The 14,514-nt window shown below is 55.3% G+C and carries 13 protein-coding genes; 4 read left to right on the forward strand and 9 right to left on the reverse strand.

Annotation, left to right across the window (positions count from 1 at the left end; genetic code table 11):
- Positions 1-102 precede the first annotated feature (102 nt).
- Positions 103-1,818, reverse strand: coding sequence for a chloride channel protein (locus K0H63_RS04605; protein WP_220066932.1), 1,716 nt, complete (start codon positions 1,816-1,818; stop codon positions 103-105).
- A gap of 108 nt (positions 1,819-1,926) precedes the next feature.
- On the opposite strand from K0H63_RS04605, the gene K0H63_RS04610 reads away from it, so the two are divergent.
- Positions 1,927-2,730 carry a DUF6776 family protein gene (locus K0H63_RS04610; RefSeq protein WP_220066933.1) on the forward strand — a complete coding sequence of 268 codons (804 nt, stop codon included), beginning with the start codon at positions 1,927-1,929 and terminating at the stop codon, positions 2,728-2,730.
- Entirely contained in the window at positions 2,723-3,073 is a 351-nt protein-coding gene (gene erpA, locus K0H63_RS04615; RefSeq protein ID WP_220066934.1) for an iron-sulfur cluster insertion protein ErpA, read from the forward strand. Before K0H63_RS04610 ends, erpA begins: the two co-directional genes overlap by 8 nt.
- 127 nt (positions 3,074-3,200) lie before the next feature.
- Here erpA and K0H63_RS04620 read toward each other — a convergent pair whose 3' ends face one another.
- The 3 genes from K0H63_RS04620 to K0H63_RS04630 all read right to left on the reverse strand — a co-directional run bounded on the left by K0H63_RS04620 (position 3,201) and on the right by K0H63_RS04630 (position 6,676).
- On the reverse strand, positions 3,201-3,623 hold the full coding sequence (locus K0H63_RS04620; RefSeq protein ID WP_220066935.1) for a hypothetical protein: 423 nt from the start codon (positions 3,621-3,623) through the stop codon (positions 3,201-3,203).
- Between the two features lie 12 nt (positions 3,624-3,635).
- The gene (locus tag K0H63_RS04625) at positions 3,636-4,010 is read right to left on the reverse strand and encodes a DUF2750 domain-containing protein (protein WP_041409682.1); all 375 of its coding nucleotides are present in this window, start codon (positions 4,008-4,010) and stop codon (positions 3,636-3,638) included.
- 140 nt (positions 4,011-4,150) lie between these two features.
- Entirely contained in the window at positions 4,151-6,676 is a 2,526-nt protein-coding gene (locus tag K0H63_RS04630) for a S9 family peptidase (protein ID WP_220066936.1), read from the reverse strand.
- Positions 6,677-6,895: 219 nt separating this feature from the next.
- On the opposite strand from K0H63_RS04630, the gene K0H63_RS04635 reads away from it, so the two are divergent.
- Positions 6,896-8,998, forward strand: coding sequence for a winged helix-turn-helix domain-containing protein (locus K0H63_RS04635; RefSeq protein WP_220066937.1), 2,103 nt, complete (start codon positions 6,896-6,898; stop codon positions 8,996-8,998).
- A gap of 58 nt (positions 8,999-9,056) precedes the next feature.
- On the opposite strand, the gene K0H63_RS04640 is transcribed toward K0H63_RS04635, so the two are convergent.
- A complete protein-coding gene (locus K0H63_RS04640) occupies positions 9,057-10,166 on the reverse strand; it encodes an anhydro-N-acetylmuramic acid kinase (RefSeq protein ID WP_220066938.1) in 1,110 nt (369 codons plus the stop codon).
- A complete protein-coding gene (locus tag K0H63_RS04645; RefSeq protein ID WP_220066939.1) occupies positions 10,163-11,551 on the reverse strand; it encodes a peptidoglycan DD-metalloendopeptidase family protein in 1,389 nt (462 codons plus the stop codon). The genes K0H63_RS04640 and K0H63_RS04645 overlap by 4 nt, the downstream gene beginning before the upstream one ends.
- 128 nt (positions 11,552-11,679) lie before the next feature.
- Between K0H63_RS04645 and tyrS the strand changes: the two genes are divergently transcribed.
- On the forward strand, positions 11,680-12,879 hold the full coding sequence (tyrS, locus tag K0H63_RS04650) for a tyrosine--tRNA ligase (RefSeq protein ID WP_220066940.1): 1,200 nt from the start codon (positions 11,680-11,682) through the stop codon (positions 12,877-12,879).
- A 133-nt stretch (positions 12,880-13,012) separates the two neighbouring features.
- Here tyrS and K0H63_RS04655 read toward each other — a convergent pair whose 3' ends face one another.
- The 3 genes from K0H63_RS04655 to K0H63_RS04665 form a co-directional block, all read right to left on the reverse strand.
- On the reverse strand, positions 13,013-13,423 hold the full coding sequence (locus K0H63_RS04655; RefSeq protein WP_258405524.1) for a nuclear transport factor 2 family protein: 411 nt from the start codon (positions 13,421-13,423) through the stop codon (positions 13,013-13,015).
- A 66-nt stretch (positions 13,424-13,489) separates the two neighbouring features.
- Positions 13,490-14,113 carry a trimeric intracellular cation channel family protein gene (locus tag K0H63_RS04660; protein WP_220066942.1) on the reverse strand — a complete coding sequence of 208 codons (624 nt, stop codon included), beginning with the start codon at positions 14,111-14,113 and terminating at the stop codon, positions 13,490-13,492.
- Positions 14,110-14,487 (reverse strand): DUF2721 domain-containing protein, encoded by a 378-nt coding sequence (locus K0H63_RS04665; RefSeq protein WP_041410130.1) that lies wholly within the window; start codon positions 14,485-14,487, stop codon positions 14,110-14,112. The genes K0H63_RS04660 and K0H63_RS04665 overlap by 4 nt, the downstream gene beginning before the upstream one ends.
- Between the last annotated feature and the right edge of the window lie 27 nt (positions 14,488-14,514).

Genomic DNA, 14,514 nt, shown 5'->3' on the forward strand with positions numbered 1-14,514 from the left:
AAGGCCTTTCCGCCCCTGGTTTATGTAGGGTTTGGCTGAGGCGCAACTATAGCAGAAGGGGCAGCGCTTTGAAATGGCGACAGCTAAATTACCTGCGGCCCATCACACCTGACCGGAACGAATTTCCTGTTGCAGTTTGGTCCAGCCGATAACGCCGACCAGGTTATCCTTATCTCCCTGATAAATATAAACTTCGCCAGTCCGCTTCGGTGAGAGGATCTCGTAGGCTTCGTTTAATGTGGCGGTATCGGGCAACCCCTGCATCGGCTGACGCGACAGCGTGGTGCTGTCTTCAAAGGATTGCATTTCCAGGCGCAGCATCTGGATTTCGCCCTCGGCGCTTCGCACCATTACAGGGCGACCCTCGGCGCGCTTCATCACCTCAAGCAGCAACTCGTCATCGTTTTTCACCACCACAAAGCGCCTGTCCATCAGGGCGCGCACGCCGGTTTTTTGCAGCCCCTGATTCACCGGTGGCACCTTATAACCCAGCCCCATGATGTCCAGCTGCCTAAAAAACACCGACTCGGTTTGAAACCACTGATAGGCCACCAGAAACGCCGGAATGGTTACGAACATGGCAGGCAAAATAATGGAGGCATCGTTGGTGAGCTCCAAGAGCGCCACCAAAGCCGCCAGTGGCGCGCTCAGGCATACTCCCATCATGGCCGTCATGCCAATCACGGTATAGAGCCCCACGTAGGGCGCAATTGAGGGAAATACCATGGCGCTGATAAGGGCGAGAATCCCCCCCAGCAGGGCGCCGATGCCGTACAGTGGGCCGATAAGTCCGCCGGGAATGCCAAGGCCGATGGCGGCAATGGTGGCAATCATCTTGCCAATCAGCACGGCTATCAGCAGCAAGAGCCCGGGGTTATCGGCAATGACCGCATTGATTGCCAAATCTCCCGAGCCCAGCGCCTGGGGCAGTGCGATGCCGACGACCGTAGTGATACTGCCAGCCAGCAGCAGCCGGACTATCAGGGGCCAGTGCTGGCCAGTGGCGGTTACTTTGAGCAGGGTCCAGTTAAAGGCGGCAGCAGCGCAGCCCAGTCCCACGCCGCCCAGGGCCAGCAAGGGGTAGTGATCCAGCGGGATATGAAACACCTGAATGGCATCGTATTCGTGCACGTTGCCGAATACCAGTTGGCTTGAGAGGGCGCCGCAGATGGCCGAGATCATGATGGGAAAGAAGTAATGGATTTTGTATTCCCGCACCACTACTTCAAATACAAATACCACAGCCGCCAGCGGAGCGTTAAAGGTGGCCGCAATCCCGGCGGCAATGCCGCTGGCACACATGATGCGAACGCTGTTATCGGGGAGTTTGAATTTTTCCGCCAGTACGCTGGCACTCACGGCGCCAAGGTGAATGGCCGGGCCTTCACGGCCCACAGAGAAGTTGGTGGCAAGGGCAATCAGCGCCTGAAAGAACTGCCCGGGGGCAGATTGCAGCGGAATTTTGCCGTAGTGCAATTTAAAGCGGTGCAGCACATAGGCGATACCCATGCGCCGGTAACGTTTGGAGCCGATTGTTGCAACCAGCCAAATCAACAGGGCGCCCATAAGCGGTAGCAGCGCCCGCCAGTCGTACACCATGGCCTCCATGTCCATACGTTCTATGCCGGAGTAGTGGTTGGCGCCTTCCAGCAGCAAGCGGAACAAAATAATGACCAGGGACGCAATAAGCGCGAAACACAAGGCCAGACCACACAGTTGCAGACTAATCCGCGCCTGTGACAGCTTGTCTCTGAGTTCTGTGTGAAAATATCTGAGGGCGAGTCGACGCATCGCCTCGAGCCGGGTCTTTATCTTCATGCCTGCCCTGTGCATCGGCCCCGGGTGCTGGCCTTTGCCATGCTTATGCTGTTATTCTGCCCCGTCGAAGGTCCGGCGGACCGAAAGTTACTAAGAGGCTGTTATTCAATGGCGAATTATCAACGTTGGCTCGATAGGCTGCAAGTGATGGAGCGCAAATTCCGCCCTTCGAGCTGGTATTTGTTTTTGTTGATGCTGGTCGCGTTTTTACTGGGTGCCCTTAGCTACCATTTGACTCTGTCCATGGAGCAACCTGTGTTGAATCTTGGTGGCGGCAGGGCCAAGCAGTTGGCCGAGGAGCTGAAAACCCAAAATCAACTGCTGGCGAGTCGCAATCTGGAGCTGGCCGTGGAGAAGGAAGCCAACGTCCAGATGCAGACCATGTTCACCGAGCAGGCCGCCAAACAGCGGGAGCTTGAGCGGGAGCTGGCGTTTTACCGCGCTGTGATGGCGCCAAACGAAAACGCCGAAGGTGTTACCATCCATGGGATGGAGCTCACCGCATCCCCGGTTGAGGGGCAACAAAGGCTCAAGGTAGTGTTAACCCAGCTGCAAAAGCGGCGGCAAAACATCAAAGGAAGTCTGGATTTAACCTTGGTGGGTCTGGTGGACAACAAGCTGACCAGTCTGCAGCTGCAAGATGTGGGCGCCAAGCTTGATAATTTCGACTTCCGTTACTTCCAGGTACTTGAAACGCCTGTGACATTCCCTGCAGAGTTTCAATTGACGACCATCAAGGCCAAGATTCGTGTCTCCAAGGGGCGTTATAATCAGGCCGCCCTGGCAGAGCAGGAATTCAGCCTGCCGATGCTGACGGGGGAGACAAAAGAGCCCGGTATAATACTTGAACAAAATAGTCAGGTAACGGATAATTCCGGGCAGCAATCTGAAGTTCGAGGTAGTAATGACTGAACAAGCTGACGTAGCCATGCCGATCTCTTTTACCGATGCAGCGGCTGCCAAAGTTAAGGCTCTGCTCGATGAAGAGCAGAATGAAGCACTCAAGCTGCGTGTTTATGTTACCGGCGGTGGCTGTTCTGGGTTCCAGTACGGTTTCACCTTCGATGAAAAGGTGAACGACGGCGATTTCACCGTGGAAAAGCAGGGTGTTCAGCTGGTGGTCGATCCCATGAGTCTGCAATACCTGATGGGCGGTGAAGTGGATTACACCTCAGGCCTGGAAGGTTCACGCTTCTTTGTGAAGAACCCCAACGCCACCACCACCTGTGGCTGTGGCGCCAGCTTCTCTGTGTAAGCTGTTTTGCCTTTTAATAAAAAAGCCGCCCTTGGGGCGGCTTTTTTATTTGGCGATTCGGCGGCTTAACTTTTTACGCATCCGCATCCGCATCCGCATCCGCATACGCATCAGTCACGAATACCCATCAGCTCATCAGGTTGAAGTTTTGAGCCCGATTGAAAAACTTGCCTACCTTGGGCGTAAACACCAGCCAAACCTGCACCATGCACAGCGCAATCAGGACGGCGAAAATGGCATAGTCCGATGCCTCGAAGGGCATTCCGGCAAGGTTCAGCGTATTGGGACCTGTGGCCACATCGTCCCCTTGATCCAGAATGAAGGGCAGCATACTGACCATGGCAAGTTGCACCAGGGTGTAACCCCTGAGAAACCACAAGCCTGCGCGTTGGCGGGCAAATACCGCCACCACCATCAGCAAGGTCAACAGGCAAAAGATCACACCCTGTTTGGCAACAATGCCACTCACTGCCGCAGCAGTATAGAGCAACATCAATGCTATCAAGCGCTTGGGCATGGGCGTTGCCTTGGGAATGCTCTGCTCTGTCATGCTTCCCCCTTATCAGTGGCGGGTCTTGGGCTGCAGGCGGCTCTCGAGTTCCCAGGGGGGTACCACTACACCCAAATCATCCTGTACCGGGAATACAGCAACCTGAAGATCGTCGTCCTGCATGCCCACTACCCAACGCTCCAACCACTCATTGAGTGGGATGGACAGAGGTTCGCAGTCCTGCCACTCGTCCACTGCCCACAGCGCAGCAGCCTCTTCAGAGGGCCACATGGGGATGCAGTCATCGTCATCTGTGGTCAGCATTACGCAACCATCCTGATCCTGCAACGTCCAGATTTCCTTATGTTCTTTAACTTCGGTAACCAGGTAGTCGTAACGGGCTTCGGGTGTCATGGCGGTGATTTGCGCCAGTGTTTTCTTGGTCATGGGTAGCACTCTCTCGGTGGGGCAAATAGCGTGCAAAAGGCACGGCCCGATTGTGGCCGCATGGTAACATTTGTTCACCCGGGGAAAAAGAGTGCTGTGGTTTGCCATTCCCCGGGGAGTCTGATGCGCGGGCTTATTAACTACAGAGGCTCAGCATCCGCTGCGGCTGCCGTTTCTTTGGGTGACAGATGGCTTCGAAGCCAGGCTTCCTGTTCCCACAGCACATGCAATTGGGACTCGCGGGCTCGGTAGCTGTGGCCCTCAAAGGGCAGGGTCACCAGGCGAGCCTGACCGCCGAGGGTAGAAACCGCATCAAACAAGCGGCTCGATTGCATGGGGTAGGTACCCGAGTTGGCATCCGCTTCGCCGTGGATAAGCAGCAGCGGTTCATTGATTTTGTCGGCCACGTTAAAGGGCGACATCTGCTGGTAAAGCGCCTGGGCCTCCCAATAATTACGCCGCTCATTTTGAAATCCAAATGGCGTGAGGCTGCGATTATAGGCACCACTGCGGGCGATACCGGCGGCGAAAAGGTCGGTATGGGCCAGCAAGTTGGCCACCATAAAGGCGCCGTAGGAGTGCCCGCCAACGGCGATTCGACCGGGCTCGGCTATGCCTCTGTCGGTAAGCACCCGGACGGCCGCCTCGGCATTGGCAGTGAGTTGCTCGAGAAAGGTATCGTTGGGCTTATTTTTGCCAACACCGATAATGGGCATGGATACCCTGTCAAATACCGCAAATCCCGCTGCCACCATGGCCGGGGCGCTGAGCGGACTCAGCCTGGGGTAAGAGAGCGGATTAAAGTCGACCTGGGCGGCCACCTCGGCATTTTTATACTCCCTCGGGTACGCCCAAATCAGCACCGGCAGCGGACCATCACCGGGGCGGTAGTTGGCCGGGAGATAGAGGGTACCGGATAAGGGTTGGCCGTCGGCGCGGGTGAACTGGATATGCTCCTTCTGTATCCCTTCGAGGGCGGGTTGCCGTTTTGCCAGCGGTATCAAGGCTTCGCGTTTATTGCTGTCCGGCCAGACCCGATAGAGCTGAGGTGGCTGCGAGGGCGTTTCCCGGCTCACGAGCAGCCGAAGCGGTGAGACAGACTCCAGTGTCACCACCCGCTCAAACGCCGATGGTGCACTTTGCCACAAGAGGCTGCGAGCTTCTCCCGCCTTGCTGCTGGCCAGAAAGGGGCGCATTCCTTCGTCTGAATGGCCATCGCCATAGTGATACATAGCGCCGTTTCGGGTCGCCACCAGATGGGGCACGGGATCGCGTACCAGTGTGCCCGGGTCCTGATATTTATCTTTGCTGCTTATCTGATACCAGTCTTGCCAGGCTGTGGCGCTATTCGCAGTGGCGGGGGTTAGCAGGCTCACTTTGATAAGTTGCTTGCTGCGACGGAGTTGGCTTATCAAGGCCTTACCATCATCGCGCCAATTGATGGCGCTGATGGGCCACTGGGTTTGCCCAAGTACTTTCGGGGGCATGTTAAAAGGCGGACTCAGGGTATAGAGGGTATCCCTGAAGCTCACTTCAGCCTTTTGCGTGTCGCTGTGCTCATGCACCGAGTCGTCTTTTGCCGGTGCGTCGTGCTCGTGCGTCTTTACACTTTTTTCCTTGCTGCGATTTCCCTCGGCCCACACCAGATTGGCCTCGCCCTGCCAGTGGAACAGCCTTGGCGCGGGGCCGGGCGTGTCAGCATCATCGCGCTCTGTGTCGCTGCCGGGTACCCCGACGTGGTAAAGGGTAGCACCGCTTGCCAGACTCATGACATCGTAACCTTTGGCAAAGCCGCGGTAGGGTACTCTGTTGGAGAAGGGCTCGGTCAGTTGCTCAATCAGTACAAAGCGGCCGTCGGGGGAGGCGTCGGCATCCAGCAAAAAACCAGCACTTCCCAGTGGGCGAAGTTCACCTTCTCTTGGGAGTAAAACCAACTGACTCAACACCTGCTGTGCGAAGGCCTGGTGATCGGCGGGCGTTTTCAACAGGTTTCTGTGGGTACGTTTGGCCACCTGATTGGGTTGACTCTCTTTGATGCCGGGCATGCCAGGAAGGGCGCCTTCTGAAATAGACGCCTTACCTGAATCAGCAACAACCAGAGGCAGCAGCAGGGCGCTGCTGTCTGGCAGCCAGCGGTAATTCACCCCCAAACTGAAATTGAGCCTTAAGTCCTGTTCCTGCACCTTACCCGATGCCAGCTCAATCAAGTGTAATCTCGGCTGGTCGGTGGCGAGGCTTATCAAGGCCAGGGTTTTACCGTCGGGAGAGAACCTTGGCGCCATTACTGGCATTAATGCGCTCAGCCCTGGAATGGATTGAAGCTGCATGTCACTGGCGCGCCTCAGATTCAGTTCCTCGTACAGGGTGGGCAATTTGCCTGGCAGATGACGATGGCTGTCGATTTCCGTTCCGCCCAGACGCATCATGGGCTGAGCGAGTTGCTTTACGTCCGGAGCGCCCTGTGGGCTTAAACTTAATAGCCAAAAACCATCAGGAGACAAGAGCACCTTGTCCTGTTTTGCCTGTTCAACCAAGGCTGCAAGAGATGAGCTCGGTAACTGATAGCCTGCCGCTTGTTCGGCAGCGACGGCAAGGTTGGCCAGGCTGAGTGGAAATGCGAGCAGACTGCTTATTACGAGGGCCGGTATCGGGCGGCAGAGTTTCATGGAAGATCCCACAGACGGATTGATTACCGGGTTGTAAAAAATGTTGACGGATGCAGCAATCAAAGGAGCCTCGATTATTGCTTGTTTCTATCTCTATTTTTTATCTATTTAATTTAAATACAATCAGTTGGATAAATTTGTCTGAGGTGTTTTCACTTGTCATGCACCCGGTGCACTTTTAATATGGACGTCACCCCAATAAGACCCTGATGGCCTGTGATGCTTGAGACCAAACAGAGCGTATTTTTCCTTGGCAGTTGCCGTATCGATGCGAGCGACAATAGCCTGCTGTTTCCCGCCTCTGCCGACTGTGCGCAGGAGCGCATCACCCTGCAGCCCAAGTTTGTTGAAGTGCTCGCTTATCTTGCTCACCAGTATCCCAGGGTGGTGACCCGCGAGGCGCTGATCACCGATATTTGGGAGGGCAATACCTATGTGGGCGAAAAGGCACTCACCAACGCTGTGTGGCACCTCCGGCAACAACTCGGACCGCTTGGCGCGGGAGAGGTAATAGAAACAGTCCGTAAAACCGGATACCGCCTCTGTATCGAACCCAGATTCGAGTTACCCGCAGAAGACGGACAATTGCGGCTCGAACGTAAGAGTCGACTCTTGGGCCGGGCTTTGCTGGGGTGCTCGCTGACCCTCGCAGTGGTGTTGGCAGTGGCGGGCCACCATTGGTACAAAGACACGCTGCACCGCCCATTCGGGGTCGACAGGCTTACCAGCGATGGCGGCTCAGAGCGTTTCCCCAGTGTGTCCCCCGATGGCCGCTTTTTGGTGTATGGCGGCCAGCAGCCCGGTAAAAACGGCAGCCTGTTTCAGCTGGATTTGGAGCATCCCGATGCCAGTCCAAGACAGCTCACCCCGGACAGTTCCGATGAGCTGCGCGCCGTCTGGTCTAACGATGGCAAGTCACTATATTTCCCCAGTGCGTCCGGCGGAGAATGCAAGATAACCCGGCTGGATTTGAAAGATGGCAGGCTCACCCCCCTTGCCGACTGCACCAGTGTCACCACGGCCATCGACCTCACCGCCGATGGCAATAGCCTGGCGTTTATCACCACCAATGCCCCACAAAAGAATGCGGGCATATACCTGCTGGAGTTGACCGGGGAAGAGGCTGAGCCGATGCGCCTGTCCTGCGACACAGAATGCCCCTACCGCGACCGGGATTTTGCCTTTAGTCCCGATGGGCAAACCCTGGCCATCGCCAGGCGTTTTGGCGATATTTCGGAAGACATTTTTTTACGCCATCTCACCGATGGCAGTGAGCGGCGACTGACTCAGGGGATTGAAGATATCCGTGGTCTTTCCTGGCACAGAGACGGGCGGCGGCTTGTGTACAGCACTGAAGAGGCAGGTAACAGGGGCGGCTATCTCATCGATACCGACACCGGCGAAATCACGGCGTTGGATCAGGACGGTTTAAGCTACCCCCGGTTTGTGCCTGACTCCGATGAGCTGGTGTTCTATCACTACAATAACCATCGCCAACTGGTCACTATGCATCCGTTCGCCATGGTGCCCCAGGCACCGTTTCCGATGATTTACGGCAACTTCAGCCAGCGTTATGCGGATTACTCACCCGAGGCCGGGCGCTTGGTGTTTGTGTCCAATGAGTCAGAGCACAATGAAATCTGGACCTCGGACGTGGACGGGCAGCGGCGGCAAATGCACACCTCACTGAAACGTCAGGCCACTTCGCCCGCCTGGTCACACGACGGCAGTCGCATCGCCTTTGTCGCCGCCGATACCAATCACGAGGGCAACAAACTGCATATTCTGGATATTCGCGACAACAGCATCCGGGTCGTGGCGTCGCCCTATATCAACCACGGCCGTCCTGAATGGAGCGGTGACGACAGCTTCTTGCTGGCCAGCACTGTGGATGGTTTGACCCGCTTCCATCTGGACAACAAACCGCCAACCCTGGTGTCTTCCATTATGGTGCGGCGTCTTCAGGTATTGGGAGATTGGCTTTATTTCAGCTACAGCACCGGGCCACGAGGGCTTTGGCGCATGCCATGGCAAGGCGGGAATCCAGAGCAGGTGCTGGGAGCGAAGTTAATGAGTGACGGCTACAACTGGACAGTATCCGATAACGGGGTCTTCTTTCGTCAGCGCCATTCGGGCTCGGCATTGCTCAGTTACTTTGACTTTGCCAGGGCAGAGGTCAGGCCGCTGATTGAGCTGCCCCCCAACAGCATCAGCCGCCAGGAAAACATGGTGTGGGTGGAAAAAGAGCAAAAGTTGGTGCTGGTGTCCTGGAACTATCCAAGGCGTGATGTGATGCGATTGAGGCATCCTGCGCTGCATTGAGGCGAGCGACCATCAATAAAAAAACGGCCTATCGGCCGTTTTTTTATTGATGACTTGGTTACGCCGCCGGGAAACGCGCGCCGAGTACGGCTTCCCGTTTTGCCCCTGTGACGGCGGGCAAATTGGCTGGCAGTCCCTGATGATGGCGCAGGGCAAGCCAGGCAAAGGCGATGGCCTCAACCCATTTGGGGTCGACCCCAAGCGCTGATGTGGTGGTCATGGTGAACCCGGGTAACAGAGCTTGCAGGCGGTTCATCAGCTCAATATTAAGGGCGCCACCACCGCATACAAACAGCTCTCCGCTGTTTGACAGCTTCAGTATGTCCGCCGCGATACTGTGGCAGGTTAAGTCCAGCAGAGTTGACTGAATATCGGCCTCGTCGAGGTAGCCAAACTTTTCCAGTTGCTGCTCCAGCCAGGCGTTATTGAAAAGCTCACGACCTGTGCTCTTGGGGTATGGCTGCATAAAATACGGATGTGACAGCAATTGGGCCAAGAGCGCATTATCGGTTTTACCACTGGCGGCAAAGGCGCCGTCCTGATCGAAAGCCTGCTGCCTTACCTGCTGTATCCAGCCATCTATCAGGGTGTTGCCCGGCCCGGTATCAAATCCAAGAACCGCCTCTGCATTGCCCGGCAACCAGGTGATATTGGCGATACCACCTATGTTGAGGATCACCCGGCGTTTATCTGCTTTTGCGAAAATCTGCTGGTGGAATGCCGGGACCAGCGGTGCTCCCTGACCACCGAGGGCGATATCTTTGCGGCGAAAATCCGCAATCACGTCGATACCTGTTTCGGCGGCAATGGTGTTGGGGTCGCCGATTTGCACCGTGAACCCTACCTCGAGGTTGGGCATGTGCCTGACGGTTTGACCATGGCTGCCAATGGCCACAACCTGGGACTTATCTATGCCACTGCTGGCAAGCAGGTTGTTGACGGCCTTGGCAAAGAGGCTGCCAACGCTGCGGTCGAGTCGCCCCAGCCGATTCACTTCATCCTGGCCGGGCTGGCACAAACGTTGAAGCCCTTTGAACAGGTGTTCCGGAATGGCTTCTGTGTGGGTGGCGATGAGTTTGGGGGAGGGGGTGTCGAAATCCACCAGGACGGCATCCACGCCGTCCATACTGGTGCCGGACATGAGTCCGATAAACAAAGATTGGCTCATGGAGTCTGCTTGCCCTCTGGCGCCAGCGCCAGTTGCTGTTGCTTGTTAAAGGAAATTTTAGCCATCAAATCCTTGCTGATGCGGCTGAATTTAGCCAACTCTTTTTTACTGATGGATTCTGCTTTAGGCAGGTCAATGGTGCGGGGATTTCTGTGTACCCCGTTGACGATAAATTCGTAATGCAGGTGAGCCCCGGTTACCCGGCCGGTTTTTCCGAGCGTTCCGATAATTTGCCCCTGTTTTACCGAATCACCTTTTTTCACCCTGCGCTTGTTCAGGTGTAAATACTTGGTGGTGTAGGTGCCGTTATGGCGAATAAAGACATAGTTGCCGTTGTACTGATTGTAACCAGCCTCTATCACCTTGCCCGCGCCGGCGGCTTTAATCGGTGTGCCAATGGCGGCCACATAATCAACGCCCCTGTGGGCCTTGACCTGACCTGTTACCGGATGCAGGCGCTTGGGATTGAAATTGGAGCTGACGTAATTGAAGTCCACCGGCGATCGCAAAAAGGCTTTGCGCATGCTCTGGCCACTTTCGGAATAGTAGTTACCGTCTTCGTAGCGCACGGCGGTGTAGCGTTTACCGTCGTTGATAAACTCAGCCGCCAGAATGGCACCATTTCGCACAAACTCGCCATCGGCATAGTGCTTTTCATAGAGCAGGGCGAAGGTATCGCCTTTTTGCAGATCCTGGGCGAAGTCGATGTCCCAGCCAAACACAGTGGCCAAATCCATGATTTGGCCACTGTTGAGGCCTGCATCCACGGCTGCTGTCCAAAAATTGCTGAAAATTTTGCCCTGGGCAAAATCGGTTCGTGTGGTCAGCTGCTTTACATCGATTCGCTCGCTGTATCCGGATTCGGTGCGCTGCACCGTGAGAGTCGACACCCCGTCGATACGGTAACTGAGCTCGGCAAACTCACCCTTGTCATCTTTCATGATGACAATTTCTTCCCCGGGCATGATTTTCAGCAGGTTATTTTTGGCCTCCGGCAGCCGGGTGATTTCGTAAACATCGCGGCTGGAGAGTCCTGCACGCTGAAACAGGGCGGCCAACGTGTCCCCCCTGGAGACTTCAAAATGCTCCACTTCGCGGTTGGATGGCGTGGCGCTGGCTTTCGCACTTGGCATGGCTTCCTGCACGCTTTCACCGTTTGGGGCGGCTATGTCTATGTCTGCGGCCTGCCCCATTGGCGGCGTGGGGGTGCGCTGTGACAAGGGCAGGGTAAAGTCGATATTGTCGTTGGCTACCGGGGTTTGCCGTGAGGCTTCGGCATCCTCAGAGGGGAAAAACAGGGTGACTGTGGTTAACAATAAAAGAATGCTCAGAATGACCTGATGCTTTTTGGGGAGCAGCTTGAGAAGCGTAATAACCTTTGTCATTTGACCCGGGTACCAAATCCCTATTTCCTGTCGATTGGGCCTAGTGTACACACTTTCATTTGCCCAGGCTAACAAGTAACATAGGTCTCTTTGATTGAAATCGGATAACCACAGAGGTAGCTGCCAACATGGCTGATTTGGACCAGGTATTAGCAGAAATTAAACGGGGCACAGACGAGATCCTGCTTGAAGCAGATCTGATTGAGAAACTGAAAGAGGGCCGTCCTCTGCGGGTGAAGCTGGGTGCCGATCCTACCGCTCCCGATATCCATCTGGGCCACACGGTTATTCTGAACAAACTGCGTCTGTTTCAGGAGCTGGGCCACGAAGTTATCTTCCTTATCGGTGACTTCACCGGCATGGTGGGCGACCCTAGTGGTAAAAACAGCACCCGTCCGCCACTGACCCGTGAGCAGGTTCTGGCCAACGCCGAAACCTACAAGGAGCAGGTGTACAAAATTCTCGATCCGGCCAAGACCCGCATCGAATTCAACTCCAGCTGGCTTGAGCAGCTTGGGGCTGCCGGCATGATCCGCCTGGCCTCCCACCAAACCGTTGCCCGTATGCTGGAACGTGATGATTTTAAAAAGCGTTATGGCAGCGGTCAGCCCATCGCCATCCATGAGTTTATGTACCCGTTGCTGCAGGGCTGGGACTCGGTTGCACTGAAGGCCGACATTGAACTGGGTGGTACCGATCAGAAGTTCAACCTGCTGATGGGGCGTGAGCTGCAAAAGGCCGAAGGTCAAAAGCCACAAACCGTGATCATGATGCCGTTGCTGGAAGGCCTGGATGGCGTGAAGAAGATGTCCAAGTCTGCCCACAACTACATAGGTGTGAGCGAAGCGCCGGATGAAATGTTCGGTAAGCTGATGTCTATTTCAGACGAGCTGATGTGGCGCTACTTCGACCTGCTGTCGTTCCGCCCGCTGGCCGAAGTTGAGCAGTTCAAGGCCGATGTGGAAGCCGGAGCCAACCCAAGAGACATCAAGATTGCGCTGGCCAAGGAAATTATTGCCCGTTTCCATGACCAGGCCGCTGCTGATGCCGCTCATCAGAACTTTATCGACCGTTTCCAGAAGGGTGCCATCCCCGATGATATCGAAGAAGTGACCCTGAGCGCCGGTGCTGAAGGCATGGCAGTTGCCAACCTGCTGAAAGAAGCAGGTCTAGTGGGTTCGACCTCCGATGCTATGCGTATGATTAAGCAGGGTGCGGTGAAGATGGACGGTGAAAAGCTGGAAGATGCCAAGCAAGTATTCAGTGCCGGTCTGAGCGCCGTATTCCAGGTAGGCAAGCGTAAGTTCGCCAAGGTGACATTGAGCTAATCCAGCTCTTTCATCTCATCAAACAAAACGGGCGCCTTAAGCGCCCGTTTTGTTTTTAAAGATTGGCTGCCAACCCTGTCTTTTAAACGCATAACGTCTTTTGCAGGGACATTGCCTTTTGCAGAGACAGCCTCTATTGCATGGACAGCTGGTCGGCCATGGTCTGATAGTCGATAAGGTCGGTGTGTTCGGTCACCCTGTGATTGCGCATATCCAGTCTCAGGGTGGTGACCGCAGGCACGGCCACGTCAATGATTTTACCCGGCTTACCGAATTGTTCCCCCGGCCCCTTGAAACGGTAGTTGCCTATCATGACCACCAGAGAGCCTGAGTTGTACATGTGCTCAATACTGAAGTTGTATTCCAGTACACCGGCGTGGGCGCGCTCGAAAAATTCGATAATAAAACGCCCACCCTTGTATTTGCGTCCGGCGGTTCTGTCCTGAAAAACACTGTCGCGATTGTAGTATCGGGCGAGAGCGGCGTAGTCATGTTCGGTCAGCGCCTGAATGTAGTTTACTGCCATTTGCTGCTCTTCAGGCATCTCACCGCTGCTGGCGGTCGCCCAGGACGTCAGAAAATAAAGCAGTAACACCAGATATCGCAAAAGTTAGTTTCTCCGGGTTTTCAGGTCGAAGGCCGGCAATGAAAGGTGCCAGCGAATGGCCGCAAGCCTCAAGATCAGCGCACTGAGCATCGACAGCCAGAGAGCGGTTTGGCTGTTCATGCCTAATTGCAGGCTGAGGGTATAGGCAATGCCACCCAGAATGGAGGCGGTTGCGTAGATTTCGGTTCTGAGCACCATGGGTATTTGGCGACAGAGCACATCCCGGATAATGCCGCCACCCACGCCGGTAATCAAGCCCATGATCACAGCAGACATGCCATTAAGGCCGAGGCTGAGTGCTTTTTGGGCGCCTATCACGGTAAAAAGAGCCAATCCCAGCGCATCGGCGATGGGCAGGGTGTATTGGGGTACTTTACGGGGGCGCCGGATAAACACCAGGGTAAAGCCCACGGTCGCCAGGATGACAATCAGGTAATTGGGGTCACGCAGCCAAAACACCGGGGTAGCACCGATAATGGCATCCCGAATGGTTCCCCCACCCACGGCCGTGACGGCGGCCAGCACTGTCACACCAAAGGGGTCCATTCTGTGCCTGCCGGCCGCCAGGGCGCCTGTGAGCGCAAACACGGCGGTGCCGCACAGGTCAAAAAAATAAAACCAGCTCATTCGCTCATCTCTTTCAAGTGGATATTGAGCGCATCCACCGAGATGCGAATTTCAACAACCGAGAGGATCAGCGAGTACAGCAGTAACAAGAGGCTGGCACCGAAGATGAGTGAGCCGGTTTTATTCATGCCGATGTAGATAAAAATCATGCACAGCACGCACAGGGCAAAGCTGCTGACGCCCGCTTCCTGCATGCGTCTGATAATCACAATTCGCTTTTTCAGATTGGTGATTTGGTTCTGATGCACAGGTTCTTTACCACTGGAGAGGCTTCGTATCAGTGCCGCCAATGAAAAGAATCTATTGGTATAAGCCAGCAGCAGTAATGAAATGGCCGGAAACAGCAGCGCCGGTGTTGTCAGCGAGATATGCAGTTGTTCTAACACGTTGAGTGCCCGTTA

The organism is Shewanella zhangzhouensis, from assembly GCF_019457615.1.
Taxonomy (GTDB): Bacteria; Pseudomonadota; Gammaproteobacteria; order Enterobacterales; family Shewanellaceae; genus Shewanella; species Shewanella zhangzhouensis.

Excerpts from the sequence above, each read along its gene's own strand:
- K0H63_RS04605 (WP_220066932.1), bottom strand. The coding sequence starts at position 1,818 with ATGAAGATAAAGACCCGGCTCGAGGCGATGCGTCGACTCGCCCTCAGA.
- K0H63_RS04610 (WP_220066933.1), top strand. The coding sequence starts at position 1,927 with ATGGCGAATTATCAACGTTGGCTCGATAGGCTGCAAGTGATGGAGCGC.
- erpA (WP_220066934.1), top strand. The coding sequence starts at position 2,723 with ATGACTGAACAAGCTGACGTAGCCATGCCGATCTCTTTTACCGATGCA.
- K0H63_RS04620 (WP_220066935.1), bottom strand. The coding sequence starts at position 3,623 with ATGACAGAGCAGAGCATTCCCAAGGCAACGCCCATGCCCAAGCGCTTG.
- K0H63_RS04625 (WP_041409682.1), bottom strand. The coding sequence starts at position 4,010 with ATGACCAAGAAAACACTGGCGCAAATCACCGCCATGACACCCGAAGCC.
- K0H63_RS04630 (WP_220066936.1), bottom strand. The coding sequence starts at position 6,676 with ATGAAACTCTGCCGCCCGATACCGGCCCTCGTAATAAGCAGTCTGCTC.
- K0H63_RS04635 (WP_220066937.1), top strand. The coding sequence starts at position 6,896 with ATGCTTGAGACCAAACAGAGCGTATTTTTCCTTGGCAGTTGCCGTATC.
- K0H63_RS04640 (WP_220066938.1), bottom strand. The coding sequence starts at position 10,166 with ATGAGCCAATCTTTGTTTATCGGACTCATGTCCGGCACCAGTATGGAC.
- K0H63_RS04645 (WP_220066939.1), bottom strand. The coding sequence starts at position 11,551 with ATGACAAAGGTTATTACGCTTCTCAAGCTGCTCCCCAAAAAGCATCAG.
- tyrS (WP_220066940.1), top strand. The coding sequence starts at position 11,680 with ATGGCTGATTTGGACCAGGTATTAGCAGAAATTAAACGGGGCACAGAC.
- K0H63_RS04655 (WP_258405524.1), bottom strand. The coding sequence starts at position 13,423 with ATGCCTGAAGAGCAGCAAATGGCAGTAAACTACATTCAGGCGCTGACC.
- K0H63_RS04660 (WP_220066942.1), bottom strand. The coding sequence starts at position 14,113 with ATGAGCTGGTTTTATTTTTTTGACCTGTGCGGCACCGCCGTGTTTGCG.